This is a genomic window from Streptomyces lomondensis (assembly GCF_014651035.1).
Lineage (GTDB): Bacteria > Actinomycetota > Actinomycetes > Streptomycetales > Streptomycetaceae > Streptomyces > Streptomyces lomondensis.
On the sequence record NZ_BMWC01000009.1, the window covers coordinates 351,045 to 375,014 of the forward strand.

General features: G+C 71.6%; 27 protein-coding genes and 2 pseudogenes. 13 read left to right on the plus strand and 16 right to left on the minus strand.

The features are described from left to right. Positions 1 to 969: an aldo/keto reductase gene (locus tag IE255_RS28500; RefSeq protein ID WP_190053237.1), complete on the minus strand. Its 969-nt coding sequence runs from the start codon at positions 967 to 969 to the stop codon at positions 1 to 3. 227 nt (positions 970 to 1,196) lie between these two features. Between IE255_RS28500 and IE255_RS28505 the strand changes: the two genes are divergently transcribed. Then, positions 1,197 to 2,066 (plus strand): hypothetical protein, encoded by an 870-nt coding sequence (locus IE255_RS28505; RefSeq protein ID WP_190053238.1) that lies wholly within the window; start codon positions 1,197 to 1,199, stop codon positions 2,064 to 2,066. A 45-nt stretch (positions 2,067 to 2,111) separates the two neighbouring features. Here the strand turns inward: IE255_RS28505 and IE255_RS28510 are convergent, their stop codons facing one another. From IE255_RS28510 to IE255_RS28520, 3 genes are all read right to left on the minus strand, one after another. Next, positions 2,112 to 2,651 (minus strand): flavoprotein, encoded by a 540-nt coding sequence (locus tag IE255_RS28510; RefSeq protein WP_190053239.1) that lies wholly within the window; start codon positions 2,649 to 2,651, stop codon positions 2,112 to 2,114. A 117-nt stretch (positions 2,652 to 2,768) separates the two neighbouring features. Then, the gene (locus IE255_RS28515; protein ID WP_190053240.1) at positions 2,769 to 2,969 is read right to left on the minus strand and encodes a ferredoxin; all 201 of its coding nucleotides are present in this window, start codon (positions 2,967 to 2,969) and stop codon (positions 2,769 to 2,771) included. 12 nt (positions 2,970 to 2,981) lie between these two features. Further along, positions 2,982 to 4,178 (minus strand): cytochrome P450, encoded by a 1,197-nt coding sequence (locus IE255_RS28520; RefSeq protein ID WP_190053241.1) that lies wholly within the window; start codon positions 4,176 to 4,178, stop codon positions 2,982 to 2,984. 350 nt (positions 4,179 to 4,528) lie between these two features. On the opposite strand from IE255_RS28520, the gene IE255_RS28525 reads away from it, so the two are divergent. Next, a complete protein-coding gene (locus tag IE255_RS28525; RefSeq protein ID WP_190053242.1) occupies positions 4,529 to 5,161 on the plus strand; it encodes a LysE family transporter in 633 nt (210 codons plus the stop codon). A gap of 103 nt (positions 5,162 to 5,264) precedes the next feature. Then, complete coding sequence (locus IE255_RS28530; protein WP_190053243.1) at positions 5,265 to 5,714, plus strand: nitroreductase family deazaflavin-dependent oxidoreductase; 450 nt, start codon at positions 5,265 to 5,267, stop codon at positions 5,712 to 5,714. Positions 5,715 to 5,828: 114 nt separating this feature from the next. Here IE255_RS28530 and IE255_RS28535 read toward each other — a convergent pair whose 3' ends face one another. Further along, entirely contained in the window at positions 5,829 to 6,749 is a 921-nt protein-coding gene (locus tag IE255_RS28535; protein ID WP_190053244.1) for a cation diffusion facilitator family transporter, read from the minus strand. Positions 6,750 to 6,908: 159 nt separating this feature from the next. Here IE255_RS28535 and IE255_RS28540 point away from each other — a divergent pair, with 159 nt between their 5' ends. Both IE255_RS28540 and IE255_RS28545 read left to right on the plus strand, forming a co-directional pair. Then, a complete protein-coding gene (locus tag IE255_RS28540; protein WP_190053245.1) occupies positions 6,909 to 7,934 on the plus strand; it encodes a glutathione S-transferase family protein in 1,026 nt (341 codons plus the stop codon). 40 nt (positions 7,935 to 7,974) lie between these two features. Further along, positions 7,975 to 8,271, plus strand: a complete 297-nt coding sequence (locus IE255_RS28545) for a DUF4235 domain-containing protein (protein WP_190053246.1) — start codon at positions 7,975 to 7,977, stop codon at positions 8,269 to 8,271. 51 nt (positions 8,272 to 8,322) lie between these two features. On the opposite strand, the pseudogene IE255_RS28550 reads toward IE255_RS28545, so the two are convergent. After that, positions 8,323 to 8,505 (minus strand): annotated as a pseudogene (locus tag IE255_RS28550) (Lrp/AsnC ligand binding domain-containing protein); the annotation flags it as partial. Positions 8,506 to 8,655: 150 nt separating this feature from the next. Between IE255_RS28550 and IE255_RS28555 the strand changes: the two are divergent. Further along, positions 8,656 to 8,901, plus strand: a pseudogene (locus IE255_RS28555) (AzlD domain-containing protein); the annotation flags it as partial. Positions 8,902 to 8,994: 93 nt separating this feature from the next. Here the strand turns inward: IE255_RS28555 and IE255_RS28560 are convergent. Next, the gene (locus tag IE255_RS28560) at positions 8,995 to 9,387 is read right to left on the minus strand and encodes a VOC family protein (RefSeq protein ID WP_190053247.1); all 393 of its coding nucleotides are present in this window, start codon (positions 9,385 to 9,387) and stop codon (positions 8,995 to 8,997) included. A gap of 79 nt (positions 9,388 to 9,466) precedes the next feature. Further along, positions 9,467 to 9,634: a hypothetical protein gene (locus tag IE255_RS28565; protein ID WP_372487572.1), complete on the minus strand. Its 168-nt coding sequence runs from the start codon at positions 9,632 to 9,634 to the stop codon at positions 9,467 to 9,469. A 690-nt stretch (positions 9,635 to 10,324) separates the two neighbouring features. On the opposite strand from IE255_RS28565, the gene IE255_RS28570 reads away from it, so the two are divergent. After that, the gene (locus IE255_RS28570; protein WP_229906629.1) at positions 10,325 to 11,938 is read left to right on the plus strand and encodes a hypothetical protein; all 1,614 of its coding nucleotides are present in this window, start codon (positions 10,325 to 10,327) and stop codon (positions 11,936 to 11,938) included. A 281-nt stretch (positions 11,939 to 12,219) separates the two neighbouring features. Here IE255_RS28570 and IE255_RS28575 read toward each other — a convergent pair whose 3' ends face one another. The 5 genes from IE255_RS28575 to IE255_RS28595 are packed head-to-tail and all read right to left on the minus strand — an operon-like array spanning position 12,220 to position 16,471. Then, positions 12,220 to 13,470 (minus strand): cytochrome P450, encoded by a 1,251-nt coding sequence (locus IE255_RS28575; protein WP_190053249.1) that lies wholly within the window; start codon positions 13,468 to 13,470, stop codon positions 12,220 to 12,222. After that, positions 13,467 to 14,072 carry a GTP-binding protein gene (locus IE255_RS28580; RefSeq protein ID WP_190053250.1) on the minus strand — a complete coding sequence of 202 codons (606 nt, stop codon included), beginning with the start codon at positions 14,070 to 14,072 and terminating at the stop codon, positions 13,467 to 13,469. Before IE255_RS28580 ends, IE255_RS28575 begins: the two co-directional genes overlap by 4 nt. Further along, complete coding sequence (locus IE255_RS28585; RefSeq protein WP_190053251.1) at positions 14,053 to 14,424, minus strand: DUF742 domain-containing protein; 372 nt, start codon at positions 14,422 to 14,424, stop codon at positions 14,053 to 14,055. The genes IE255_RS28580 and IE255_RS28585 overlap by 20 nt, the downstream gene beginning before the upstream one ends. Next, complete coding sequence (locus IE255_RS28590) at positions 14,421 to 14,831, minus strand: roadblock/LC7 domain-containing protein (protein WP_003994857.1); 411 nt, start codon at positions 14,829 to 14,831, stop codon at positions 14,421 to 14,423. Before IE255_RS28590 ends, IE255_RS28585 begins: the two co-directional genes overlap by 4 nt. A 5-nt stretch (positions 14,832 to 14,836) precedes the next feature. Next, complete coding sequence (locus IE255_RS28595; protein WP_229906635.1) at positions 14,837 to 16,471, minus strand: sensor histidine kinase; 1,635 nt, start codon at positions 16,469 to 16,471, stop codon at positions 14,837 to 14,839. Between IE255_RS28595 and IE255_RS39480 the strand changes: the two genes are divergently transcribed. Continuing rightward, on the plus strand, positions 16,386 to 16,616 hold the full coding sequence (locus IE255_RS39480) for a hypothetical protein (RefSeq protein ID WP_229906637.1): 231 nt from the start codon (positions 16,386 to 16,388) through the stop codon (positions 16,614 to 16,616). The two genes, IE255_RS28595 and IE255_RS39480, sit on opposite strands and share 86 nt — an antisense overlap. Before the next feature lie 289 nt (positions 16,617 to 16,905). After that, the gene (locus IE255_RS28600) at positions 16,906 to 17,856 is read left to right on the plus strand and encodes an NADP-dependent oxidoreductase (RefSeq protein ID WP_190053253.1); all 951 of its coding nucleotides are present in this window, start codon (positions 16,906 to 16,908) and stop codon (positions 17,854 to 17,856) included. Positions 17,857 to 18,373: 517 nt separating this feature from the next. Here the strand turns inward: IE255_RS28600 and IE255_RS28605 are convergent. Next, positions 18,374 to 19,480 carry an NAD(P)-dependent alcohol dehydrogenase gene (locus tag IE255_RS28605; protein WP_190053254.1) on the minus strand — a complete coding sequence of 369 codons (1,107 nt, stop codon included), beginning with the start codon at positions 19,478 to 19,480 and terminating at the stop codon, positions 18,374 to 18,376. Positions 19,481 to 19,502: 22 nt separating this feature from the next. After that, on the minus strand, positions 19,503 to 20,957 hold the full coding sequence (locus IE255_RS28610) for an aldehyde dehydrogenase family protein (RefSeq protein WP_190053255.1): 1,455 nt from the start codon (positions 20,955 to 20,957) through the stop codon (positions 19,503 to 19,505). Positions 20,958 to 21,060: 103 nt separating this feature from the next. Here IE255_RS28610 and IE255_RS28615 point away from each other — a divergent pair, with 103 nt between their 5' ends. The 4 genes from IE255_RS28615 (at position 21,061) to IE255_RS28630 (ending at position 23,550) form a co-directional block, all read left to right on the plus strand. Beyond that, the gene (locus IE255_RS28615) at positions 21,061 to 21,498 is read left to right on the plus strand and encodes a MarR family winged helix-turn-helix transcriptional regulator (protein WP_190053256.1); all 438 of its coding nucleotides are present in this window, start codon (positions 21,061 to 21,063) and stop codon (positions 21,496 to 21,498) included. 218 nt (positions 21,499 to 21,716) lie between these two features. Beyond that, complete coding sequence (locus IE255_RS28620; protein WP_190053257.1) at positions 21,717 to 22,094, plus strand: anti-sigma factor antagonist; 378 nt, start codon at positions 21,717 to 21,719, stop codon at positions 22,092 to 22,094. A gap of 110 nt (positions 22,095 to 22,204) precedes the next feature. Further along, on the plus strand, positions 22,205 to 22,867 hold the full coding sequence (locus IE255_RS28625; RefSeq protein ID WP_190053258.1) for a DUF4230 domain-containing protein: 663 nt from the start codon (positions 22,205 to 22,207) through the stop codon (positions 22,865 to 22,867). 143 nt (positions 22,868 to 23,010) lie between these two features. Next, positions 23,011 to 23,550 carry a VanZ family protein gene (locus IE255_RS28630; protein WP_190053259.1) on the plus strand — a complete coding sequence of 180 codons (540 nt, stop codon included), beginning with the start codon at positions 23,011 to 23,013 and terminating at the stop codon, positions 23,548 to 23,550. Positions 23,551 to 23,561: 11 nt separating this feature from the next. Here IE255_RS28630 and IE255_RS28635 read toward each other — a convergent pair whose 3' ends face one another. After that, complete coding sequence (locus IE255_RS28635) at positions 23,562 to 23,879, minus strand: hypothetical protein (RefSeq protein ID WP_190053260.1); 318 nt, start codon at positions 23,877 to 23,879, stop codon at positions 23,562 to 23,564. Between the last annotated feature and the right edge of the window lie 91 nt (positions 23,880 to 23,970).

A 23,970-nucleotide genomic window follows, 5' to 3' on the forward strand; every position in this document is an offset into this window, starting at 1 on the left:
TCAGTGCCCGGCGATGGGATGTGCTGTGTACGGGCGCTCCAGTTCCTCCAGCTCCTTGTCGTTCAGCCGGAGCTCCACGGCTGCCACGGCATCCTCCAGATGCCGGGGCTTGGACGCGCCCACGATCGGCGACGTCACCGTGTCCTGGTGCAGGAGCCAGGCCAGTGCGACCTGGGCGCGCGGTACTCCCCGCTCTTCGGCGATGCGGGTGACCGCCTCGACGATGGTGCGGTCGCCCTCCTGGTACAGCTTGCCGGCGAAGGGGTCGGTGGTGCCGCGCTCGGTCGTGGCGTCCCAGTCGCGGGTGAGGCGGCCGCGGGCGAGTGGGCTCCAGGGCAGCACTCCCACCCCCTGGTCCGCGCACAGGGGCAGCATCTCGCGCTCCTCCTCGCGGTAGATCAGGTTGTAGTGGTTCTGCATGGAGACGAAGCGGGTCCAGCCGTGCAGCCGGGCGGTGTACTGCATCTTGGAGAACTGCCAGGCGTACATCGAACTCGCCCCGATGTAGCGGACCTTGCCGGCCTTGACGACGTCGTGCAGGGCCTCCATCGTCTCCTCGACGGGGGTGTGCGGGTCGAAGCGGTGGATCTGGTAGAGGTCGACGTAGTCGGTGCCGAGGCGGGTGAGGCTCTGGTCGAGCTCGGTCATGATCGCCTTGCGGGACAGTCCGCCGCCGTTCGGCCCGGGGCGCATCCGGCCGTGCACCTTCGTCGCGAGCACGATCTCGTCGCGGCGGGCGAAGTCACGCAGGGCCCGGCCGACGATCTCCTCGCTGGTGCCGTCGGAGTAGACGTTGGCCGTGTCGAAGAAGTTGATCCCCGCCTCGACCGCCTGCCGGATCAGCGGGCGGGAGGCCTCCTCGTCGAGGGTCCACTCGTGCGCGCCGCGGTCGGGCAGCCCGTAGGTCATGCACCCCAGACAGATCCGCGAGACGTCCAGGCCCGTCGAACCGAGCTTCACGTACTGCATCCTTGCTGCTCCTGCCTTCGGGACGGTTACCAGGGGAGCGTACGTGCTCGTGTGCGCTCGAAGGCGTGTCGGACCGGGCGGGCTGACGGGCCGTCGTCACTGCTGCCGTCATCGTTGCTGCCCCCAGGTGACCGCCCGGCGTGGGAGCGGCGGGGCGGCCCGCCCGTTGCCGCATCCTCGGCGCAGGCGACCGGTGCCGGGCCGGTCGGTGGCGCACGGGAGGACGCGTGGCGGCACGACGGAGGACACTCAGGATCCTGACCGGGGCGGCCGCGGTGTCCCTCGCCCTCGCCTCGACCGCCTGGAGCCGACCAGTACCGCCGCAGCCCGGGGCCCAGGCCCCGGCGGCCGACGGGCCGGCGACTCTGTGCGCACCCGCGGGCGTCCTGCGCGACGCGCAGGGCGCGCGGGCCGACGTCAGCCTGTGCGCGGGCAGCGGCACCCCGGTGATGGCCCTCTCAGCGCCCGCGACCTGCCGCCGCCCGGGGACCTCCGTCCGGTACGCCTGTCTGACCTCCGGCAGCTGGACGGCGAAGCGCGAGGGCGCGACCGTCGCCTCAGGGACGCTGCCCGGGTCGCAGCCGTTTCCCGGCCCGGGCACCTACGACGTCACCGCCACCGTGCGCGTCCGCTCCGCGCCGGCCGGTGTGGACCTGCGCGGCACGGTCCGGGCCACGCTCACCCTGACCGCGCCGAAGCAGCGGCCCACGCACCGCGTCGAGGTCGACCGGCAGCGCCTGCGTCCCGGCACCACGACCACGCTGACGTACACCGTGTACCGCGACAGCGAGCAGGGCGACGGCAGCGCGCGGTTCGGGCTGATCGGCGAGGAGACCACGGGGGTGCGGATCAGCACGGCGGACGCCCGGTGCGTCAACCCCCTCATCGGCCGGGCCCCGTCCGAGGACCGGCTGACGCACTCCGTGGACTGCGCGCTCACCGACCTCCAGCCGGGGCGTCCGGCCACCGTGCGGGTCCGGGTCACGCTGGCCTCCGCCTGCTCGACGGTGGTCTCCAAGCTGGGCTACTGGATGCCGCGCGGGCAGGCGCTCCACACCGGCGGCATGGTGGAGGGACCGACGGTCGGCTGCGACTGACCGTGCCGGAAGGCCCGCTCGCCACCCCCTCCGGCGCCCGTACGGTCAGCCGCGTTCCACCAGGTCCAGCGCCCGCTCCCACCCGAACTCCGGCCGGCCGCCGCCCGCTGTCGGCTCTCCGGCGTACGGATCGCCGAACCGTACGCCCATCCCCCGCAGCCGTTCGAGGCTGTCCCGGTAGGCGGGGTGGGCGGCCAGCGCGTCGGCCACGCACGGCAGGACGGCGATCGGCACACCGAGGCCGGCGGCCTCGCAGAGGGTGCCCAGGGCGAGGGTGTCGGCGATGCCGGCCGCCCACTTGTTGACGGTGTTGAAGGTGGCGGGCGCGACGACCACGGCGTCCGGCGCCGGGAACGGGCGCGGCTCGCCCGGGGCGCGCCAGGCGGACCGGATGGGGCGGCCCGTCTGGGCTTCGACGGCGGCGGTGTCGAAGAAGCCGTTCATGGCGACCGGCGTCGCGAAGACACCGACCTCCCAGTCCCGCTCCTGCGCGGCGGTGATCAGTTTGCTGACGTCCGCGGCGATGCCGGCGGCGCAGACGACGACGTAGAGGAAGGGCTTCTGAGCGGCGGCCTGTTCGGTCATCGGGGAAACCCTAGCGACTCCCCCGGGCTCACCGTTACCGGGGAAGGTGTCTCCCCGTTCGCGGCCGGGCTGCCCGCCGCGGTGGGCGGGCAGCTGTTCCGGCCGGCCGAGGCGGCGTCAGCTCACGGTCTCCGACACGGTGATGGCGCTCACCGGGCAGGCGCGGGCCGCCTCCCGCAGCAGCGGACTGCCGCCGCCGTCCTCCCGGCCGGGCAGCAGGGTGCTGTAGCCGTCGTCGTCCTGGGTGAACACGTCCGGGGCGGTGAGGGCACACTGGCCCGCGCCGATGCAGACGTCCTTGTCGATGTCGATACGCATGCCCGAAGCCTCTTACCAGCTCACGGGGAGTTCCAGCATCCCCTGGATCGTGTCGCCCGGCTTGAACGGGATCTCCTCGGCCGGGGCGGCCAGACGCAGCGTGGGCAGCCGGTCGAAGAGGGTGCGCAGGGCGATCTCCAGTTCGGCGCGGGCGAGGTTCTGCCCGAGGCACTGATGGATGCCGAAGCCGAACGCGACGTGGTGGCGGGCCGGGCGGTTCCAGTCGAGCGTGTCCGGCTCGGGGTAGACCGACTCGTCGCGGTTGATGACCGAGGTCGCGAAGACCACGCCGTCGCCCTTGCGGATCGTCGTCCCGGCCACCTCGATGTCCTCGACGGCGAGGCGCAGCAGGCCGTCCGCGATGGACAGCATCCGCATCAGCTCCTCGACCGCGGCCGGCACCAGCTCCGGGTCGGCGCGCAGCTCGGCGAGCCGCTCGGGGTGCTGGAGCAGGGTGAAGGTGCCGAGCGAGATCATGTTGGCGGTCGTCTCGTGGCCCGCGACCAGCAGGATGAGGGCCAGGGCGATCAGGCCCTCGCGGTCGAGCGGTCCGTCGCTCGGCTGCCGGTGGACCAGGTCGTCCAGCAGGCCGGTGCCGGGGGCCTTCCGCTTGCGGTCGATCAACTCGCCGAAGTACGCCTCCAGCCGGCCCCGGGCGTCCAGCACGTCGGCGGTCTCCGGGCCGCGCAGCAGCCGCCTCGACTGGGTCTCGAAGAAGTCGTGGTCGGCGTACGGGACGCCGAGCAGGGCGCAGATCACCATGGACGGCACGGGCAGCGCGAAGGCGCTCACCAGGTCGGTGGGCGGGCCCTGGGCGATCATCGCGTCGAGCCGTTCGTCGACGATCCGCTGGATGCGTGGCCGAAGCTCGACGGCACGCTTGAGGGTGAAGTCCCCCGCGACCATGCGCCGCTGGGCGCGGTGCTCGGGGTCGTCGACGCCCAGCAGCGCCGTCCTGCGGTTGCGGACCCCGGCGAAGCGCGCGGTGGGGGCGGGAAAGCCGGGCCGGTCGCGGTTGGAGGACAGGCGCGGGTCCGCCAGCAGGGCGCGGGCGGTCGCGTGCCCGGTGACGAGCCAGGCCTCGCGGCCGTCGAAGAGGGTGATACGGGTCAGGGGGCGCTCGGCGCGCAGCGGCTCGTAGCCGGCGGGCGGGTGGAAGGGGCAGGTCCGGCTCTGGGGGAAGGCGACGGGTGCGGTCGTGTCCGTCATGAAGACCTCGCAGACGAAGTGTGCGTCGTGCCGATCTTCATTAGATGCCCCGGGCATCTATGGGGCGATGTGAAGTTCGGCCAGATCGACTGTGATGTGCACTTTGGCCGAGGAGTGCCGTCTTCCCGTTCGAACGCGGGGCGAGCGGCCGGCTTCGCCGCAGCGGAAGCCTCCGCTCTGGTGCGGGCGGGCCGGGGCGGGATCGAAAACCGGTTGTGGGTACGGCGGGGCAGGGCGCAGGATCCAGCCATGTCTGCCTTCGATGCCTGCCGGTCGCTGTCCGTCGCCGCTCCTGCCGCGCGCCGACAGCAGCAGTCCGGCCGCCGTGGAGGGCCGACCCCGCAGCGGTCATGACCGCGGCGCTCGTCGCCGGGCTGCTCGCCGGGTACGGCATCGCCGTCCCCGTCGGCGCGGTCGGCACCTACCTCGTCTCCCTCACCGCCCGCACGTCCCTGCGCACCGGTGTCTGCGCCGCGCTCGGCGTCGCCACCGCCGACGGGCTGTACGCCCTCGCGGCGACGCTCGGGGGGACGGCCCTGGCCGCCGCGCTGCGGCCGGTGCTCGGGCCGCTGCGGTGGGTCTGCGTACTGGTGCTGCTCGCGCTGGCGGCGTGGGGCACGGTCACCGCCCTGCGCGAGTACCGCGGCCACCGGCTCGCCACCCGGCAGGCGCCCGCTCCCCCGAGTCCCGCCCGGGCGTTCTGGGGGCTGCTCGGCATCACCCTGCTCAACCCCACCACCGTGATCTACTTCGCGGCGCTCGTGCTCGGCTCGCGGGCCACGGGACCGGCCGGGCCGCTGGAGCAGGGCGTGTTCGTACTGGCCGCCTTCGCGGCCTCCGCGAGCTGGCAGGTGCTGCTCGCCGGGGGCGGTGCGCTGCTGGGCAGGGCGCTGACGGGGCATCGGGGCCGGCTGGTGACGGCATGTGTCGCGAGCGGGGTGATGACGGCGCTGGCCGTGCGGATGGCGGTGGCGCCGGGGTGAGGTGCCGGCCCGGCCGGGATCCGTCGCGGGGAGGATGATTCCCGGGCGTACGGGTGTTGAAGGCGGCAGTCAGTCAGCCGACGCGAACGATGGGACGGATGCCATGCCGCTTGAGGGCGAGTACGAACCCAGCCCGACGCAGTGGGTGCGCGAGCAGGTGGAGCTCTACGAGAGCTCCGGGGGTACGCAGGGGACGACCCTGCCGGGGTCGAAGATGCCGGTGGTGGTGCTGACCTCGCGGGGTGCCAGGAGCGGGAAGCTGCGCAAGTCACCGGTGATGCGGGTGGAGCACGAGGGCCGGTACGCCGCGGTGGCCTCCCTCGGCGGGGCGCCGAAACACCCGGTCTGGTACTTCAACCTCAAGTCCGACCCGCATGTGGAGCTCCAGGACGGTCCGGTCAAGCGGGACATGACGGCCCGTGAGGTCACGGGTGCGGAGAAGGCCGAGTGGTGGGAGCGCGCCGTCGCGGCGTATCCGGCCTACGCCGACTACCAGAAGAAGACGGACCGGGAGATCCCGGTGTTCGTACTGGAGCCGGCGCAGGCCGACTGACCCGGGCTGCGGGACCTCCGGCCGGGTGCCGCGGGGGCGGCGGGGTCGGCGGGGCCGGCGGGGGAAAATCTTCCGTCGGTGTGCATGAACCGGCGCCGGCGGGGCACGCGTGGGTCAGGCCCCGCCGCGTTCCCCCGTCGCGGCGGGGCTTTCCGCTGCCTCCCGCGCGAGGCGGTCGGTGACGTCGAGGAAGATCTGGCCGGCCTCGGGCACCGTCCTGGCGATGGAGCGCTTGATGCGGACGGCGACGTCCTCGACCCGCTCGCTGTCCAGACCCGGCACCAGGTCGACCCGGGCGGCGACCAGGACCGAGTCGAGGCCGGTCTTCATCGTGAACAGCGCCTCCACGCTGTCGATCTCAGGCTGCGCCCGCAGCAGTGACCGGATCCGCCCGCTCGCCTCCGGATCGGCCGCCTCCCCGATCAGCTGGTCGCGGGCGTCGCGGCCCAGCCGGTAGGCGACGTACACCAGCAGCGCGCCGATCGCGAGCGAGGCGGCGGCCTCCCACACCACCTGCCCGGTGACCATGTGCAGCGCCATGCCAGCCATGGCCAGCGTGACGCCGAGCACCGCCGTGCCGTCCTCGGCGACGACCGTCCGCAGGGCGGGGTCCCGCAGCCCGCCGAGCCCACCGCCCTGCCGGCGCACCTGGTACAGGGCCCGCAGCAGGGAACCGCCCTCCGCGAGGAGGGCGATGCCGAGCACGACCAGGCCGGCGACATAGCCGCCGAGCCCCTCCTCCGCTCCGCCCGTGAGGGCTTCGACGCCCTGGAAGAAAGAGAAGCAGCCGCCCATCACGAAGATCCCGACGGCCGCGAGGAGCGACCAGAAGAACCGCTCCTTGCCGTAGCCGAAAGGGTGACGCCGGTCGGCGGGGCGACGGCTGCGGCGCAGGGCCGCCAGTAAGAACACCTCGTTCAGGCTGTCGGCCACCGAATGGGCCGCCTCCGACAGCAGGGCGGGTGATCCGGCGGCCAGGCCGCCGACGGCCTTGGCGGCCGCGATCACCAGATTGGCCGCGAGCGCCACCAGCACGGTGACGCGTGTCCTCCGATCAGTTCCTTCTTCAGTCACCCACGCCGATTGCCCCGGTCGGCGGTGCTCACACCGTGCCGTCCGCGGAAAACGGGGAACGCGTTCACCAGGGCACACGCACGACAGGCAGGCCCCACGTACGGCAAGGAGGTCATCCCCATGAGCCGCGACGACGGCGACGACGGCAACAGCGCCTACGGAAGGAGGGCGTTCAAGCGGTCCAAGGCGCATTTCACGGACCGGATCACGGCGGACGGCCGGGACGGCTGGCCGGTGGCGGCCGGCCGCTACCGGCTGGTCGTCAGCCGCGCCTGCCCGTGGGCGAGCCGGTCGCTGGTCTCCCGGCGGCTGCTCGGGCTGGAGGACGCGCTGTCCCTGGCCGTCGCCGACCCGATCCAGGACGACCGCAGCTGGCGTTTCACGCTGGACGAGGACGGCCGCGACCCGGTCCTCGGCATCCGCTATCTGAGTGAGGCGTACGACCGCCGGGAAGCGGACCATCCGGGCGGTGTCAGCGTGCCGGCGATCGTGGACGTGCCCAGCGGGAAACTGGTCACCAACGACTACCAGCAGCTCACGCTCGACCTCGCGACCGAATGGACGGCCCTGCACCGGGACGGAGCGCCCGACCTCTACCCGGAGGCGCTGCGCGACGAGATCGACGAGGTGATGGCGGACGTCTACGAGGACGTCAACAACGGCGTCTACCGGGCGGGGTTCGCCACCGAGCAGGCGGAGTACGAGGCCGCCTGCACGGGCGTGTTCCGGCGGCTGGAACTGCTCGCGGAGCGGCTGGAGCGGCAGCGGTACCTGGTCGGCGACACGATCACGGAGGCCGACATCCGGCTGTTCACCACGCTGGTCCGCTTCGACGCGGTCTACCACGGCCACTTCAAGTGCAACCGCTGGAAGCTGACGGAGAACCACGTGCTGTGGGGGTACGCCCGCGACCTGTACCAGACGCCCGGGTTCGGCGACACCGTCGACTTCGACCACATCAAGCGGCACTACTACCAGGTGCACACGGGCATCAACCCGACCCGTGTCGTACCCCTGGGGCCGGACCTGTCCGGCTGGCTGACCCCGCACCACCGCGAGGAGCTGGGCGGCCGGCCGTTCGGTGACGGCACACCGCCGGGACCGGTCCGCCCCGCGGAGCGGGTCCCGGCCGCGAGCACACCCTGACCACCTCGATCCACTCTTCTCACCGACCTAGGAGATCCACGTGGCCAAGAAGAAGAAACTGCCCCTCGCCTACCAGCCCCTGGGATTCGTGCTGGGCTGGTCGAGCGGCTGGCTGGCCGGGCTCGCCTTCCGCAAGACGTGGATGGCGATCCGGCACGAGGAGGACGCGCCCGACGCGCTGGACCGGGACCGCAGCTGGGGTGAGATCCTGCTGGCCGCCGCGGTCCAGGGCGCCATCTTCGCCGTGGTGCGCAGCGCCGTGGACCGCGCGGGCGCCAAGGCCATCGAGCGTTCGACCGGCACCTGGCCGGCCGGCGAGAAGGGCGGCCGGGACTGACAGCTGCGCGGCCCCGCCCGGCGGCGTGCCGGGCGGGGCCGGCCTGTGCGCTCAGCCGTCCGTCTTGATCGTCTTCATGGTGAGGTGCGACTCGAGACGCAGGACGGCGGGCAGGCCGCTGAGTCTGCCGGTGGGGAAGGCCTCGCAGGCGGCGTGGTCGGCGACGGCGACGCGCAGGAAGCAGTCGGGGCGTCCGTACATCCGCCGGAACTCGATGACCTCGTCGTAGGAGGCCGATCTACGGCGGCTCGTTCGAGTTCCTGCTCATCGGCATGGTCACCGCCGCCGCGCCGCTGCTCTCCATCACCGTGGCAGTTCTTCATGCACCTGTACTGGGCCGGCAGCGCCACCGCCGCCACCTCGCCACCGGCAGAAAGCCCGCTCATGTCTGACACCGGCTACGCCGTTCTCGCGGTCCTCGTCACCGCCGCCGTCACCTGGTCCCTGCGCGCCCTGCCCTTCGCCGCCCTGGCCCCGCTGCGGGCCGGCGCCACCGTGCGGTACCTCAGCACCCGCATGCCGGCCGGGGTGATGGTGATCCTGGCCGTCTACTGCCTGCGCGATCTGCCGGTCACCGAGTCGCGCGCGGTGGCGCCGCTGGCCGCCCTGACCGTCACCGTCGGCATGCACCTGTGGCGCCGCAACGCCCTGTTGAGCATCCTCGCCGGCACGGTCGTCCATGTGGCGCTGGCCAGCCCGTCTTCGCCCACTGAGGCGGCCGGTTCAGCCCTGCTTGGGTGCGGTCGGCGCGGTGCGGCGCAGGATGAAGGAGTGGCCTGCCGGGTCGGCGTAGCCGCGCTCCTCCAGGGGGCCCGAGGCCTCCTTGGCCTCCAGGGGGCGGCCGCCTAGGCCGATGACCCGGCGTTCCACCGCGTCGAGGTCGTCGACCACGAACTCCAGGTGCGCCTGGAGGGAGTTCTCGGGCCGTGGCCAGCTGGGCGGGGTCGCGTTGACGTCCCGGCGCAGGGCGATCCGGAAACCGTCGGCGCTCCTGATCTCCACCCGGTTGGCCGTCGCGTCCGCCTCCTCCCCCTCCAGCAGTTCCTTGTAGAACACGGCGAGCTTCTCGGGCTCGGCACAGTCGAGCACGAGGACCCCCGCTTTCACCAGTGCCATGTCTCCTCCGCAGGATCCCGGCCGCGGGACGGTCGTGCCCCACGGCCCTGTACCTTGCGGATATCCCCGTCCGGCCGATTCAGTCGGCCGTCAACCACCGTCCGTCGCACATGAGTTCGCGGCCGTCCAGTTCGCCGGGCTGGACCGTCTCGACGGCGCCGTCGACCAGGACGACGTCCAGGAAGGACAGCGGGGCGAGGTACGGCGTCCCCGACGCGCTGTCGGCCGTGGCGCCCCAGGCGTCCACGTCGTGTTCCAGACGATGGAGAGTCGTCGAACGGACTCCCACCCGTGTGGCGTTCCGAGGCTTCGGAGGCTCGCCGGACGAGCCGGTGCCGGTGAGGGACGAGGGAGTATACGCAGCTCATGCGGTTCGGACAGTAACGGAGATCACGGCAGGGTCACGGAATGGCTTATTCACGCCCTGGGCAGTCTCGTACCGCTTCTCGGTTCAACTTTCGGACTGCGAAGCCCAGTTCGAGTGTGCGGGCGGCCCCGGCGCCGTCCGCTCGCAGGGGTGGGGGGACTCCGCGTTCCGTCTCCCGAAAGGAAACGCATGCCTCAGGACGTCCGGTTCGACCTGCCCTTCGACACCCCTGCCAGCTCCCCACACGCCTCGGGCGAAGCAGCGCATCTCGGATCCAGTGGTCGCGCTACGCCTGACGGGCCGCGAGTGCTTCCTGATCAACACAGCTGAGGCGGAAGTCCGGCTGTCCGGCGAGGCCGTCGCAGAAAGTACAGAACATTCCCGGACTCGGCCGGTCAACGACCACGGTCGATCGATTCCGTTGCCAGGACCAAAGCTCATTGGGAGACCGGTGTGAAATCTCGAGTCGCAGGTGCTGTTCCGAAGGCGTCCGCCGACAGCTCGCTCCCGGCGCAGCCAAGCGCCCAGCTGCAGCCCACGGAGGCGGGGAACACCCTGGCCCGCCTCCTGGTGAAACACATCAAGGGGAGCACGGAGCAGTACCGAAGGGCCCAGAACGCCGCTCAGCAGCGGCTGAACGCATTCGGCTCCCCCCACTCCAGCACCACGCTGCATGTGGAGGGAGCCCTCCATCTGGCGCGGCCCGCGTTCCTCCCGCCCGACGAGGAGGGCTACGCCAGGTTGAGGCACCTCGACACCAGCCTGCGCATGATCGAAGCAGCCTTCCCCCAAGTCGGCACCGACATCGAGGTCTGCAGACTGACCTGCACGATGCTGGAAGGAGCCTGGAGGAGCCGGGCACTCACCCCGCCGCGCGAGGAGGAGCAGACAACCGTCTGCGCCTGCCCTCTGTGCCGTCGGCTGCCCACGCCCCCCGCACGCACGCTGGACGACTACCGTTGGCGGCAGAGCGCCGGTCGTCCCCTCGCCGTCAAGACCTGGCCACACCGCCGGGAACTCGACAGCGTCCTGACCGGTGGATGGTCCTGGACCCGGCAGATGAACGACCTCGAACGAGACCTCGGCCACCGCCATCGCTTCGAGGACGACATACTCGTCTTCCACGAATACAAACGCGTGATCGACACCATCGACACAACACGCCTCACCCAGCACGTCGAAGGCCGCCTGGCCGAGAACTTCAGCACCAACAGCGCACGGGCCCTGGTCTCCGGACTCTTCGCAGCGCATAAACGATCCGTCGACGAGTACTGGCTCCAGCAGCACGACGCGGGCAACGTCATGCTCCCCCAGAGCAACCCCCTCAACCAGAGCACCTACTCGATCCTGCAGATGCTGGACTGCCTGTTCTGGCACGTCGCCCCCGACACCGAACTCTGGCAGGAGGAGAACCTCGCCTCCCTGCTGCTGTGCCGCGCCATCGACGACATGGCCGACGTACGAGCCGACGCCCTCACCGGCGAGATCAGCAACTTCTGGCTCGCCGACATGCCCACCCACACCAAGGCGCTCTACGCCGCCTGCGCGATAGCCATCGTCAAGTACGGCTGCATGCCCGAGGCGCACAGCCCGATGTGGAACACCTGGCTGATGACCACCACCGTCGTCTGGATGGGGCTCACGGGCCGCCACGCCCTGTGGTTCGACGGCATCACCCAGGGCCTCCCCCCGGCCGAGGACTGCCCGCTCTGCGACCTGCAGCCCAACCCCTGCACCGGCATCCTCACCCACGGCACCACCCTCACCATCGCCCCGCGGCCCACCGCACCGGCACTGAGCCCCCGGGCCGCCGAGCTGTCGGCACGCTGCCGGGCCCAATACCCCGAGACATGGCCCCTCTTCGACGCCGAGCTCCATGCCTTCGAAGCACTGCACGGCCCGTGGTACGGCAACACGGACAGCACATGGGAGATCTTGCGCCGCACCTACATCGCCGCCGTGGAGGCATCCAGCGCCGCACCATCGCCGGACCGCGCCCGTCATGTCCAACAAGACGCCGGCGTAGTCGGATCCGCGAGGTTCCACACCCTGCACGACCCTCAGACCGGGAGGGAAGACACCGCACTGCTCGCCTACATGTTCGGCTGTGCCCACCCGCATTTCCTCTGGAACGCCACGGGATACCGTCCCACGGGCGTCGCAGGCGACTGGCTCGACGGCTGACACGCACGGCTTTGCCCGGCCGGAAGCCGGCCGGGCAACGGTCTGCCGGCGTGACCTAGGGCCTGTCGTTTGGATCACGCCGCAGACGCGGGGTCTGGCACGCGCATCTGCCGCGTTGTCGTCGGTCCCCGACGCTCCGCGTCGACTCCCTCCTCCGCCTTGCAGCTGCACGCTCCCCCAAGCTCTCGGCTGCGCTCGAGCAGGGAGGTACCCCCATGACCCCGCTCACCGGCACTGAACAGCACCGTCACTTCCCTGCGACCTGATCCAAACGACAGGCCCTAGACGGCGAACTCGACCGGCAGGCTGTCCAGCCGGGACTCCCACGTGGAGGCGGTCGAGGTCAGTTCTTCCGGCGGTACGGCCAGGCGCAGGTCCGGCAGCCGGTGCAGCAGGACGTCCACGCCGATCTCGATGATGGACTGGCCGATGTTCTGCCCCGGGCACTCGTGCGGTCCGGAGCTGAACGCCAGGTGCGACTGGTTGCCCTGCACGGCGACGGCCGAGTCGGGCCGTACCTCCGGGTCGAGGTTGCCGGCGGCCAGGCCCAGGATGAGCAGTTCTCCCTCCTGGACGTGATGGCCTCCGAGCTCCAGGTCGGCGGTTGCGAACCGGCCCGGCAGCACGGACAGCGGCGGGATGTCCCACATGACCTCTTCCACCACTGAGGAGATGTTCAGCTCCCCGCTGACCAGACCGGACAGCCGGGCGGCGTCGGTGAGGACCCGTTGCAGGACCCGGGCCAGCAGGTTGCTGGTGGTGGTGTGCGCGGCGATCAGCACCAGGCGCAGATGGCTGACGACCTCGTCGTGGTCGAGGCCGGCCGGGTGCTCCAGCAGGGCCGTGGCGAAGTCGGAGCCCGGCTCGGCCCGCTTGCGCTCGGCGAGTTCCGCGAGGATCTGCATGATCCGGTCGTTGTGCTCGAGGGCGCCCTCACCGCCCTTGAAGACCTGGGCGCACGACTCGATCAGGCGTAGCCCGTCCGCCGCGGGAAGGCCCAGCATCCTGGTGAGCACGAGCATCGGCAGTTGCTCGGCGTAGTCGGCCACGAGGTCGGCGCGCCCGGCGTCGGCGAACGCGTCGATCTGCTTGTTCGCGAAGCGCGTGACGTGCCGGCGGATGCCCCGGGCGGCCGCCGCCTGCAGCCCGTCGGTGACGGCGCCGCGCAGCCTGCGGTGCGGTTCGCCGTCCTGGGACACACAGTCGGGGCGCCAGCCGACCATCGGCATGATCGGCGAGGTCTCCTCGATCCGGCCCTCCCGCCAGTCCCGCCAGATCCGCGCGTCCCGGCTGAACTGGCGGGGGTTGTCGAGCACCCGCCGGTTGTCGCGGTAGCCGAGGACCAGCCAGGCGGGCACGTCGCCCTCCAGCAGGACCGGCGCGACCGAGCCGTGCTCCTTGCGCAGCCGCTCGTAGATGCCGACCGGGTCGGTCGCGGCCTCCGGTCCGTACAGCCGGGTGAGATCGGCCCCGTGGTGGGCGACGGGGCAGCCCCGCCCGGCCTGGAGGGCGTTGTCGGTCGAATCGTTCATCGGGGCTCCAGGGCCACGGCCGAGCGTTCCTTCAGATGGTGGATCAGGGCGACGAGGACGTCCCGGCTGGAGGCCCGGTCGCGGGCGTCGAAGGCCACGACCGGTGTGTGTGCGGGGATGTCCAGCGCGTCCCTGATCTCCTCCGCCGGGTAGTTCTGGGAGTCGGGGAAGACGTTCAGCGCGACGACGAACGGGACGTCCTGCCGCTCCATCTCCTCGATCGCCCGGAAGCTGGACTCCAGGCGGCGCGTGTCCACCAGGACGATCGCGCCGAGCGCCCCCTTGAACAGCCCGTTCCACAGGAACCAGAACCGCTCCTGGCCGGGCGTGCCGAACAGGTACAGCACCAGGCTCTCGCTGATGCCGATCTTGCCGAAGTCCAGGCTGACGGTGGTCTGCGTCTTGTCGGCGACGCCGATCAGATGGTCGACGTCGACGCTGGCCTGGGTGAGGGTCTCCTCGGTGGTGAGCGGCTTGATGTCGCTGACCGACCGGACCATGGTGGTCTTCCCGGTGCCGAACCCGCCGGCGATCATCACCTTCACCGAGCGGGTCTCCCCGGCCGCCCGCCCTCCGGGTTGGTCAAAGCCTTTCAAGTCCACTGAGTACCTCCTCAAGGAGCGCGAGGTCGGGCCCGCGGCCGGCGTCGTGTGCCGGGATGGGGTCACGGGCTTCGACGCGACCTGCGTCCAGCAGGTCCGACAGCAGCACTGCGAGAATGTTGAAGGGCAGCCCGAGGTGAGCGCCGAGTTCGGCGACCGACAGCGGGTCGCGGCAGCGGCGCAGGATCTCCTCGTGCTCGTGCTGCATGCCCGGTAACGGGGCGGCGCGGGCGATGACCAGGGTCGCCACGTCGAGGCTCGACGCCGAACCGCCCGGTCCGCTGCGCCCTCCGGTGAGGACGTAGTAGCGCTCGAGACCGGACGGGTCCGACGGCCTGCGGGGAGCACTCATCCAGAGTGCTCCTCCAGGCGCGGAGTGGTGCCGAGGAGCTCACCCATCCTGCGGGCCAGGTCCCGCATCTGGTGGCCGAGCAGGCCCTGGTCGAGGCCTTCCCTGGCCAGGACGCCGAGATACGTCTCCACACCGGCGCGGACGACGAAGAGGTGCCCGCCGTCCACTTCGATCATCGCGAGCCGCAACTGCCCGGCGTACTTGGGGAACTGCTCGGCGACCGGCTGGGCCAGGGCCTGGAGGCCGGCCACCACGGCGGCGAAGCGGTCGACGTCGTCGGGGTCTTCTGCGCCGTAGGAGGTGATGGCCTTGCCGTCGCTGGAGGCCACGAGGGCGAAACGGATCTCCTGGATGCTCTCGACGAGATCGCGGAGCGCCCAGCTCACATCTGTTCCTTGTTGCGTCATGAGGACTAGTCGCTCTCTTCGATGCGTTGCTCGGTGGACTCGCGTCCGGCGGGGGTGTCGCGGTCGTCGGCCGCCTTCGAGGCCTCCGCGGCGTCACGTCCGGCGGTGGCGAAGGCGGCGAGACCGGAGAAGGAGGCGTCGGGCGGGACCGCGGCGACCGTGCTCCGGTCGGTCCGCTCGGCCTGCCCGGGCCCGTCCGCCTCGTTCCGCTTGCTGCGGCGCCGGGGCAGTCCGCCGGGCGTGGTCTCCGCGGCCTCGGCCGGCGCGGCCGGTGCGGGTGCGGTGTCCGTCTCGCGGGCCGGAGCGGCCGCGGCGGTGCGGACCTCCGGGGCGGGGGCGGCCGGGGCTGCCGTGGTCTGGGCGGTCGCGGCCGTGGGCAGCGGGCTGAAGTACTTGTGCGGGACCACGACCACCACGGAGGTGCCGAGCCACGGCGAGTCCGCGAAGGTGACGCGGATGCCGTAGCGCCGGGCGAGGGCGCCGACGACGCGCAGGCCGATGCTGGCGTCCTCGGTGATGCCGCCGAGGCCCGCGCCGGGCGCGGTGCCCGCGAGGGCGTGCTCGGCCTCGCGCTTCTTCTCCTCGCTGAGGCCCTTGCCGGAGTCCTGGATCTCGATGCCGACGCCGTTGGGGACCTCCTTGCCGGAGATGAGCACCGGTTCGGTGGGCGGCGAGTAGCGGGCCGCGTTGTCCAGGAGGTGGGCGAAGATCAGCGTGAGGTGGTCCACGAGGCCGCCGTCGACGCCGAGTTCGGGCAGGTGGCGCACCTGGATGCGGTGGAAGTCCTTGATCCGGCCGATGCCGCCGCGCACCACGCTCAGCAGCCGCTGCGGCTCCTGCCACTGCCGGCCGGGCCGGTCCGAACCGCCGAGCACGCCGATGCTGGCGGCGAGACAGTCGGCGGGGCCGATCTCCTGGTCGAGCTCCATCAGGCCGCGGGCGACGGCCGGCAGCCTGCCATGCTCGCCCTGCATCTCGTGCAGCCGGCCGCGCAGCTTGCTGGTCAGGACGTGGATGCGGTTGCCGATGCTGATGACGGCCTGCTCGGCGGAGGTGGAGCGGTCGAACTCCGCCTCCAGGCCGATCAGGGCGGTGCGCAGCAGCTTGCGCAGCTCGGCCTGGAGGTCGGCGCTGACCTTGGCGCACTGGTTGACGGTCGGCAGGATGTCGTCGATGGCCTCGCCGGAGCGGAGCTTCTCCATCGCGTCGGGCAGCTGCTCGTCGGCGAGCCGGGCGACCGCGGCGAGCTGGTGGGAGAGCTGCTCCTGCCAGATCTCGGCCTGGTCGGCGAGCTGGGCCTCGTAGGACCTGGCCTGCTCGGTCAGCCGTTCCTCGTAGGCCCGGGACTGGTCGGCGAGCTGCGACTCGTACGTGGAGCTCTGTTCCGCGAGGCGCTGCTCGTAGGCCGCGTTCTGCTCGGTGAGCTGGGACTCCAGGGTGGCGCGCTCGGCGGAGAACTTCCGTTCCAGGCCCGCCACATGCTGCTGCCACTGCTGGTTGTGCTCGGCCTGCGTGGTGCGGAAGGAGCCCTCCGCGCGGTGCAGCTGTGCCCGGGTGCGCAGCAGCAAGCGTACGCACACGGCGCTGGCCGCCGTCGCCGCGACACCGGCGACGGCCGCGGTTATTCGCTCCGAGCTGATGAACGTGGCGGCAACCGTCCCGCCTCCCAAGCCCAGCGGCATCAACCACCAGCTGTACCAGGCGACAGGGGCCCGCGCCGCCGGTGGCGGAGTGGCGAGTTCCATCTGCATCCTTAGAAGCAACACGATCGAACAGGGGGTGTGAACCGCACTCATGAGTACGCACCGCGAGTCGACCGGACACGATCGCGTCAACTCGCAGCGCCGATCGGAACCTTATCGGGTTTGAACCCGAAAGGATCAACCTCGGCTCCTGCCGGACGTGAGGGTTCCGTCACGCTCCGACAGAAAGCCACACGTCGACAAATGGCTTTGCTGCCCGGCCAGTTGGGCGGCACCGGGCCGGGCCCGGGTCAGCGGGTGGCCCGATCCTATCGAAGAGTGGCAATCCTGCCATTGGCGCGCGGACCGACGGACCGGCACGCTGGATGACCATGAGCACACAGCACACCATGCGAGCCATCAGCCAGGACGTCCTCGGTGGTCCCGAGGTCCTGAAGGAAGTGGAGGTCGAGCGCCCGGTACCGCGGCCGAACGAGGTGCTGGTCCGGGTGCGGGCCGCCGGGGTCAATCCGACCGACTGGAAGCACCGCGCCACCGGACACTTCCTGGGCCGGCCGCCCTTCGTCCTGGGCTGGGACGTCTCCGGCGTGGTGGAGGCGGTCGGCGTCGGCGTGGCGGCGTTCGCGCCGGGCGACGAGGTCTTCGGCATGCTGCCGTATCCGTTCGGGCACGGCTCGCACGCCGAGTACGTCACGGCTCCGGTCCGCGCCCTCACGCACAAGCCGGACGGTATCGACCACGTCCAGGCAGGCGCGCTCCCGCTGGTCTCGCTCACCGCGTGGCAGGCGCTGACCGAGCACGCCGGCCTGCGGTCCGGGCAGCGGGTGCTGGTCCACGCCGCGGCCGGCGGGGTCGGGCACGCGGCGGTGCAGATCGCCAAGGAGCGCGGCGCGTACGTGATCGGCACGGCAAGCGCGGGCAAGCACGAGTTCCTGCGCGGGATCGGGGTCGACGAGGCGGTGGACTACCGCGAGACGGACTTCGCCGAGGTCGTGAAGGACGTCGACGTCGTGCTGGACACGATCGGGGGCGAGACCGCCCTGCGCTCGCTGCGCGTACTGCGCCCGGGCGGTGTCGTGGTGTCGATCCTGCCGGTGGGCTCGGACGACTTCTACGAGGAGGCCGAGCGGCTCGGTGTCCGGGCGGTCCGGATGCTGGTCGACGCCGACCGCAGCGGGATGGAGACGATCGCGAAACTGGCCGGAACGGGCAAGCTGCGCGCCACGATCGCCGGGACCTTCCCACTGTCCGCCGCCGCCGAAGCACACGCCCAGGGGGAGACCGGCCGGACGACGGGCAAGCTGGTGCTGGTGAACGACTGAGTGACTCCTGCAGCCTCGTCCGGCCGACACGCCCCGGGCCTTGATCCGGACCGGACCGGCCGGGCGGCCGACCGACCACGCCGGACCGCCACTGGCGTGGCCGGGCCCGGCTGGGCGCATGGCATGCACGCCCCGGCTCCGTCGGCCGCCGAGCGGGAAGAGGCGCCGGGCGGGGCCGGTGCCCTGCCCGTTCGCGGGGAGAGCCACGTGCGGCATCCGGGCGGGCGGGCCGCGGTTGAGGCCGCTCGCCCAACTCGGTGCCGGGGACACACGCCCGACGCGCTCACAACGTCAGCACCAGCTTGACCGGTCCAGCCCAGTCGCGGGAAAAGCCCCGACACGGCCTACCGGACGAACCAGCCACGGCTGAGGCCGCTCACCCGACCCAGTGCCGGGGACGCACGCCCGACGCGGTCCGAACGTCAGGACCGGCTTGACCGTTCGGCCCGGTCGCGGGGAGAGCCCCGGCGCGGGATACCGGGCAGGTGGGTCGGCTGCGGCTGCTCGCCCGGCGCGCTCAGAACGTCAGCACCGGCTTGATCGTTTTGCCCGACCTCATGTCCTGGACCGCCCGGTCGATGTCCCCGAAGGGATACGTGCCGATCAGGCGGTGCAGCGGGAGGCGGCCGTCCTTCACCAGGCGAACCAGGGCCGGGATCATGGTCTGGGTCTCGCTGTCGCCGAGGGTGAGGCCGACGATCCGCTTGCCGCCGAGCAGGCCGTTGACGTCCAGGGCGACCTCCGTGCCGAAGGGCGGGGCGCCGACGACGACCAGGGTGCCGCGGGCGGCGAGTGCGTCGACGCCCTGGCGCAGGACGCCGACGTTGCCGGTGGTCTCCACGACACCGTCCGCGCCCTGGCCGTCCGTGATGCCGGCGAGCGCCTCGGCCAGTTCCGCCGTGCTCGTGTCGACGGTGTGCGTGGCGCCCAGCTCGCGGGCGAGCGACAGGCGTTCGGCGACGCGGTCGACGGCGACGATCCGGGTGGCGGGGGTGAGCGCCGCCGCCATCACGGCCGACAGTCCGACCGCTCCGGCGCCCAGGACGACGACCGTGCTGCCGGTGTCCGGCTTCAGGACGTTCCAGACGGCACCGACGCCCGTCTGCACACCGCAGCCCAGCGGGGCGATGGACTCCAGCGGCACGTCCGGGTCGACCTTGACGAGGCTGCGCTCGTCGGCCAGGGCCCGCTCGGCGAAGGAGGACTGGCCGAAGAAGTGGCCGCCCAGGGCCTCGCCGCCCCGGCTGATCGTCGCCGAACCGTCGGCCCGGCTGCCGCCGAGCAGGTTCAGCGGCAGCCAGGTCGCGCAGTAGGCGGGGTGGCCGCCGCGGCAGTTGCGGCAGTCGCCGCAGGAGGTGAAGGAGAGCAGGACGTGATCGCCGGGCGCGACGCCGCTGACGGCGGAGCCGACGGCCTCGACGACGCCCGCGCCCTCATGGCCCAGGACCCCGGGCAGCGGGAAGGGCAGCCCGCCGCTCGCCACGCCGAGGTCGGTGTGGCACAGGCCGGTGGCGACCATGCGGACCAGCGCCTCGTGGGGGCCGGGCTCGTCGAGGACGACGTCGGAGAGGGTGAAGGGCGCGCCGCCGGTCTCGACGACCGCGGCACGGGTGGTGGTGGGCATCGCGATGACTCCTTGACGGTGCTCAGTCGAGCGAGACGACGACGGACTTGACCTTGGTGTAACCGGCGAGGGCCTCGGGGCCGTACTCGCGGCCGTAGCCGGAGTCCTTGACGCCGCCGAAGGGCACCGCGGGGTCGAGCATCGCCCAGTCGTTGATCCAGACGATGCCGGCCTGGAGCCGGTCGGCGACGCGGTGGGCGCGGGCGAGGTTGGTGGTCTGCACGCCCGAGGCCAGGCCGTACGGCGTGGAGTTGGCGAGGGCGACGGCCTCGTCCTCGTCGTCGAAGGGCTGCACGGTGAGGACCGGGCCGAAGATCTCCTCCTGGATCACCCGGGAGTCGTTCGACAGGTCGGCGATGACGGTGGGCCGGTAGTAGTAGCCGCCGTCCAGGTCGAGCCGCTCTCCGCCGCAGACGATCCGGGCGCCCTCCTTGCGGGCCAGGGCGACGTACTCCTCGACCTTCTTCAGGTGCTTCTCGGCCGCCATCGGGCCGATGACGGTGTTCGGGTCGCGCGGGTCGCCGACCGGCACGCCGGGCACGGCCTCGGCGAGGATGCCGAGCAGCGTGGGGTACACCGAACGGGCCACCAGCAGGCGCGGGCCGCCCATGCAGAACTGGCCGGTGTTGAAGACGAAGCCCTTGATGACGGAGCCGACCGCCTTCTCCAGGTCGGCGTCCTCGAAGACGATGTGGGCGGCGTTCCCGCCGAGTTCCATGGTGACGGGCTTGAGCGCCTCGCCCGCGACGCTCGCCACATGGCGGCCGATCGCGGTGGAGCCGGTGAAGGCGACCTTGTCGACACCGCGGTGGCGCAGCAGCGCCTCGCCGGCCACCGGTCCGGTGCCGGTCACGACGTTGACCACGCCGTCCGGTACGCCCGCCTCCTGGAGCAGCCGGGCCATGTAGAGGGCGCTGAGCGGGGTCTCGTCGGCGGGCTTGTGGACGACCGTGTTGCCGGCCGCGAGCGCCGGGCCGATCTTGGAACCGGCGAGGATCAGCGGGAAGTTGAAGGGGGTGATCGCGGCGACCACGCCGAGCGGCTCGCGCTTGGTGTAGGCCAGGGCGTTCATGGGGGTGTCGCGCAGGGCGCCGTCCTGGCTCTGGGCGAGGTTCGCGTAGTACTCGTAGTCGTTGGCCGCGTTCGTCACGTCGACCGCGCCGCACAGGGTGATCGGCTTGCCGACGTCGAGGCTCTCCAGTGCGGCGAGTTCGTCGGCGTTCTCGCGGATCAGCTGGGCGACGCGGTGCAGCACCCGGCCGCGCTCGCGGCCGCTCAGACCGGACCAGGCGCCGTCGTCGTAGGCCTCGCGGGCGGCGCGTACGGCCGCGTCGACGTCGGCGGGGCCCGCCTCCGCGACGGTGGTGACGACCGTGCCCCGGGACGGGTCGACCACCTCGGTACGCGCCCCGTCGGCGGCCTCGCGCCACTGCCCCCCGACGAACAACTGTCCGGGTTCCCTCTCGAAGGTGGTCATCGCCACTCCTCAGCGTCGTCGCCAAGTTTTCAACAAACAGGATTCCTGTTTGTGCGCAGTCTCTTTACAGACAGGTTTCCTGTCAATGCTCTAGCCTGCATCCATGCTCGACACACAGGCGACCAAGGCACCCCCCTCCCTGCTCTACATGGTCAAGCAGGTGGAGCTCGTGGTGCGCTCGCACCTGGACGAGCTGGTCAGACCCTCCGGGATCACCGCACTCCAGTACACCGCGCTGACCGTGCTGGAGCGGCACGACGGGCTGTCGGCGGCCCAGCTGGCGCGCGACTCCTTCGTCACCGCGCAGTCGATCGCCGATCTCGTCCGCTCCCTGGAGGGCCGCGGCCTGGTGCGCCGGGAGCGCAATCCCCGCAACCGCCGTGAGCTGCTGATCCTGCTCACCGACACCGGCCGCGAGCTGCTCGCGCGGCACGCCGGGCCCGTCAGGGAGCTGGAGGAGCGGATGGTGCGCGACCTCACGGCACACCAGACCGAGCAGTTCCGCCAGGCGCTCACCAAGGCCTGGCACGCCCTGTCGTAGCCGGGAACACCCGCCCGGGATCACACCCGGGATCACACCGGGATCACGCCCGCGCACGCCCCGGCGTGAACCTCGGCCAACTCGGCCGCAATTCAGAGACATATGTCAATCGAACATGCTCAAATTCATTCGTTCGGGGGTAACTTGCAGGGCGGGGAACGGTGTTGAGGACCGTGGCCCCTCCCCCACGCACGGAGCAGGCTGGAGGCGATCTCGTCGTGCGGCAGGAACCTGCACCGCTCACCCGGCATCTGCGCGTCCGCCAGGAAAGGGGGCACACGGTGCTGGAGTTCCGCGGCGAGATCGACCTCGCCGCGGCCACGGAGATCGCCCCGCACCTGGACCGGGAGACGAACCGCCCCGCCGCCCGGCTCGTGATCGACCTCAGCCGGATCGAGTTCTTCGACTGCTCGGGCCTGCGGCTGCTGTACCGGGCCCGGAGCCGGGTGCTCGACCGGCAGGGGTATGTGCTCCTCGTCTGCGCCCACCCGCTGACGCTGCGCGTGCTGCGGATCACCGGCCTGTCCCGGCTGCTGCCGCCGCAGCCGACGCTCGACGCGGCGCTGGAGCAGCCGGAGGCGACGTCCCGTCCCTGAGGGGCCGGGTGTGCGCCCCGCATGCTTCAGCCGGACTGGTCGAATCTTCAACTCCGCGGTCTGGCAGGGGGCGTGGCGGGCATCCGGTCAGTAGGAAGGAGGGCCGTCGCATGACGACTCCCGTCAAGCGCCTCCCCAGGCGCATGCCCGGCTGGGCGAAGGTGGTGGCCGCGCTCGTGCTGGTGCTCGTGGTGTTCTTCGCCGGGATCCGGCTGAGCGTGGTCCCGGGCCTGAAGGACCTGTTCGGCACCGACACCCACGACCGGTCCGGCCCCGCGCTGCTGAAGTCCATCCAGGACATCAGCCGTTACGACGCCGCCTCCGGCAACTTCCAGGTCGTCGTGGACCTGGAGAAGGACGCCCGGTTCCTGCCCGACGCGATCCGCGGCACCCGCACCCTGTACGTCGGCGCGGGCACCGTCGACGCCTACGTCGACCTCGGCAAGGTCGGCGAGAACGACGTGCAGGTCAACGGCGACCGCACGTCCGCCACGCTCCGGCTGCCCCACGCGCAACTGGGCAAGCCGGCCCTCGACCCCGACCGCTCCTACGCCGTCTCCAAGCAGCGCGGCCTCTTCGACCGCCTCGGCGACCTCTTCTCGGACAACCCCAACGGCGAACAGGCCGTGCAGAAGCTCGCGGTACGGCACATCGGCGACGCGGCGAAGGAGAGCGAGCTGACCGCCCGCGCCGAGTCGAACACCACCGGCATGCTCGAAGGCCTGCTGCGCTCCCTGGGCTTCAAGGAGGTGCGGGTCTCGTACGGGAGCTGATCGACTCCCGAGGATGCCGGACAGGGCCGCCGCCCCCGGCCGAGCGGCGGGAAACCGTGGCTTGGAACGGCCGGTGGCGGCATCGTCGGGCCGCCCGTGGGTAACCGGCTTACTACTCAGGGAAGTTGAAGACTGGAGGACCAATGGCCGGTGCAGCCTCACGTCCCCGGGCGGGCGCGCCCGGGAGCGAGCGACGCCCGCTTCCGCTGCCCGTTCGGCTGCTGGCGATGCTGTGCGCCTTCGCGTTCATGGTCGCGTTCGCCGTGGTGCTGGCGAAGCTGACCCTCCAGCCCTCGCCCGCCTCGGAGGCGCTGACCCACAGCAACCTGCGGCCGGGCAGCTCCCTCAAGGCCTATCTCGACCAGCCGGAACTGCGGGACGCCGTCCGGCAGATCGGCGGCAACATCCTGCTGGGCGTCCCCTTCGGCATCCTCGTCCCCGTCGTCGCCCCCCGCACCCGCGGCCTCCTGCGCGTCCTGCTCCTGACGGCCGTGGTGATGCTCCTGGTGGAGTTCGCCCAGGGCGCGCTGGTCACCGGCCGCGCCTTCGACATCGACGACGTCATCCTCAACACGGCGGGGGCGCTGATCGGTTACCTCCTCCTCGGCCGCCGCCTGAGCAGGGCGGTCCACGCGCGCAAGCCCCGCCGAGAGCGGGCGGGGAAAGCGACCGCGAGCAGCTGACCTCCCGGGCTCTACCGCGGGTTGTCCGTCCGGACGAGCCCTTCGATGGAGTCCAGACGGGCCGGCAGCGCCGGGTCCCCGACCGAGGTGGTGGTGAGCAGCAACACCCAGTCCGCCGGGTGTTCCTCGGCGTAGAGGTCGTCCTCGCCGTCGTCACCGGGGATCGCGTTGGGCTGGACGGTGATCCGCCCGCCGGGCATGTCGGCGACGTGGTGAACGCCGAGGAAGAAGCTGTCGCGCTCGGTGAAGACCAGCCCGAGGCGGTGGCTGACGAGCGAGACCAGCTCGTCGGCCGAGTAGGCGCTGGTGCCGTGAACGTAGTCGGGCATGATCGGGGGATCGTATGCCACGGCGGTGAGGGCTAGGGCCTGTCGTTTGGATCAGGTCGCAGGGAAGTGACGGTGCTGTTCAGTGCCGGTG

What these genes read in the sequence shown, in the direction of transcription:
- IE255_RS28590 (WP_003994857.1), bottom strand. Translation starts at nt 14,831, where the DNA reads ATGACGCAACAAGGAACAGATGTGAGCTGGGCGCTCCGCGATCTCGTC.
- IE255_RS28585 (WP_190053251.1), bottom strand. Translation starts at nt 14,424, where the DNA reads ATGAGTGCTCCCCGCAGGCCGTCGGACCCGTCCGGTCTCGAGCGCTAC.
- IE255_RS28615 (WP_190053256.1), top strand. Translation starts at nt 21,061, where the DNA reads ATGCTCGACACACAGGCGACCAAGGCACCCCCCTCCCTGCTCTACATG.
- IE255_RS28515 (WP_190053240.1), bottom strand. Translation starts at nt 2,969, where the DNA reads ATGCGTATCGACATCGACAAGGACGTCTGCATCGGCGCGGGCCAGTGT.
- IE255_RS28540 (WP_190053245.1), top strand. Translation starts at nt 6,909, where the DNA reads ATGAGCCGCGACGACGGCGACGACGGCAACAGCGCCTACGGAAGGAGG.
- IE255_RS28575 (WP_190053249.1), bottom strand. Translation starts at nt 13,470, where the DNA reads ATGAACGATTCGACCGACAACGCCCTCCAGGCCGGGCGGGGCTGCCCC.
- IE255_RS28625 (WP_190053258.1), top strand. Translation starts at nt 22,205, where the DNA reads ATGACGACTCCCGTCAAGCGCCTCCCCAGGCGCATGCCCGGCTGGGCG.
- IE255_RS28500 (WP_190053237.1), bottom strand. Translation starts at nt 969, where the DNA reads ATGCAGTACGTGAAGCTCGGTTCGACGGGCCTGGACGTCTCGCGGATC.
- IE255_RS28525 (WP_190053242.1), top strand. Translation starts at nt 4,529, where the DNA reads ATGACCGCGGCGCTCGTCGCCGGGCTGCTCGCCGGGTACGGCATCGCC.
- IE255_RS28635 (WP_190053260.1), bottom strand. Translation starts at nt 23,879, where the DNA reads ATGCCCGACTACGTTCACGGCACCAGCGCCTACTCGGCCGACGAGCTG.
- IE255_RS28520 (WP_190053241.1), bottom strand. Translation starts at nt 4,178, where the DNA reads ATGACGGACACGACCGCACCCGTCGCCTTCCCCCAGAGCCGGACCTGC.
- IE255_RS28630 (WP_190053259.1), top strand. Translation starts at nt 23,011, where the DNA reads ATGGCCGGTGCAGCCTCACGTCCCCGGGCGGGCGCGCCCGGGAGCGAG.
- IE255_RS28510 (WP_190053239.1), bottom strand. Translation starts at nt 2,651, where the DNA reads ATGACCGAACAGGCCGCCGCTCAGAAGCCCTTCCTCTACGTCGTCGTC.
- IE255_RS28610 (WP_190053255.1), bottom strand. Translation starts at nt 20,957, where the DNA reads ATGACCACCTTCGAGAGGGAACCCGGACAGTTGTTCGTCGGGGGGCAG.
- IE255_RS28560 (WP_190053247.1), bottom strand. Translation starts at nt 9,387, where the DNA reads ATGGCACTGGTGAAAGCGGGGGTCCTCGTGCTCGACTGTGCCGAGCCC.
- IE255_RS28605 (WP_190053254.1), bottom strand. Translation starts at nt 19,480, where the DNA reads ATGCCCACCACCACCCGTGCCGCGGTCGTCGAGACCGGCGGCGCGCCC.
- IE255_RS28530 (WP_190053243.1), top strand. Translation starts at nt 5,265, where the DNA reads ATGCCGCTTGAGGGCGAGTACGAACCCAGCCCGACGCAGTGGGTGCGC.
- IE255_RS28600 (WP_190053253.1), top strand. Translation starts at nt 16,906, where the DNA reads ATGAGCACACAGCACACCATGCGAGCCATCAGCCAGGACGTCCTCGGT.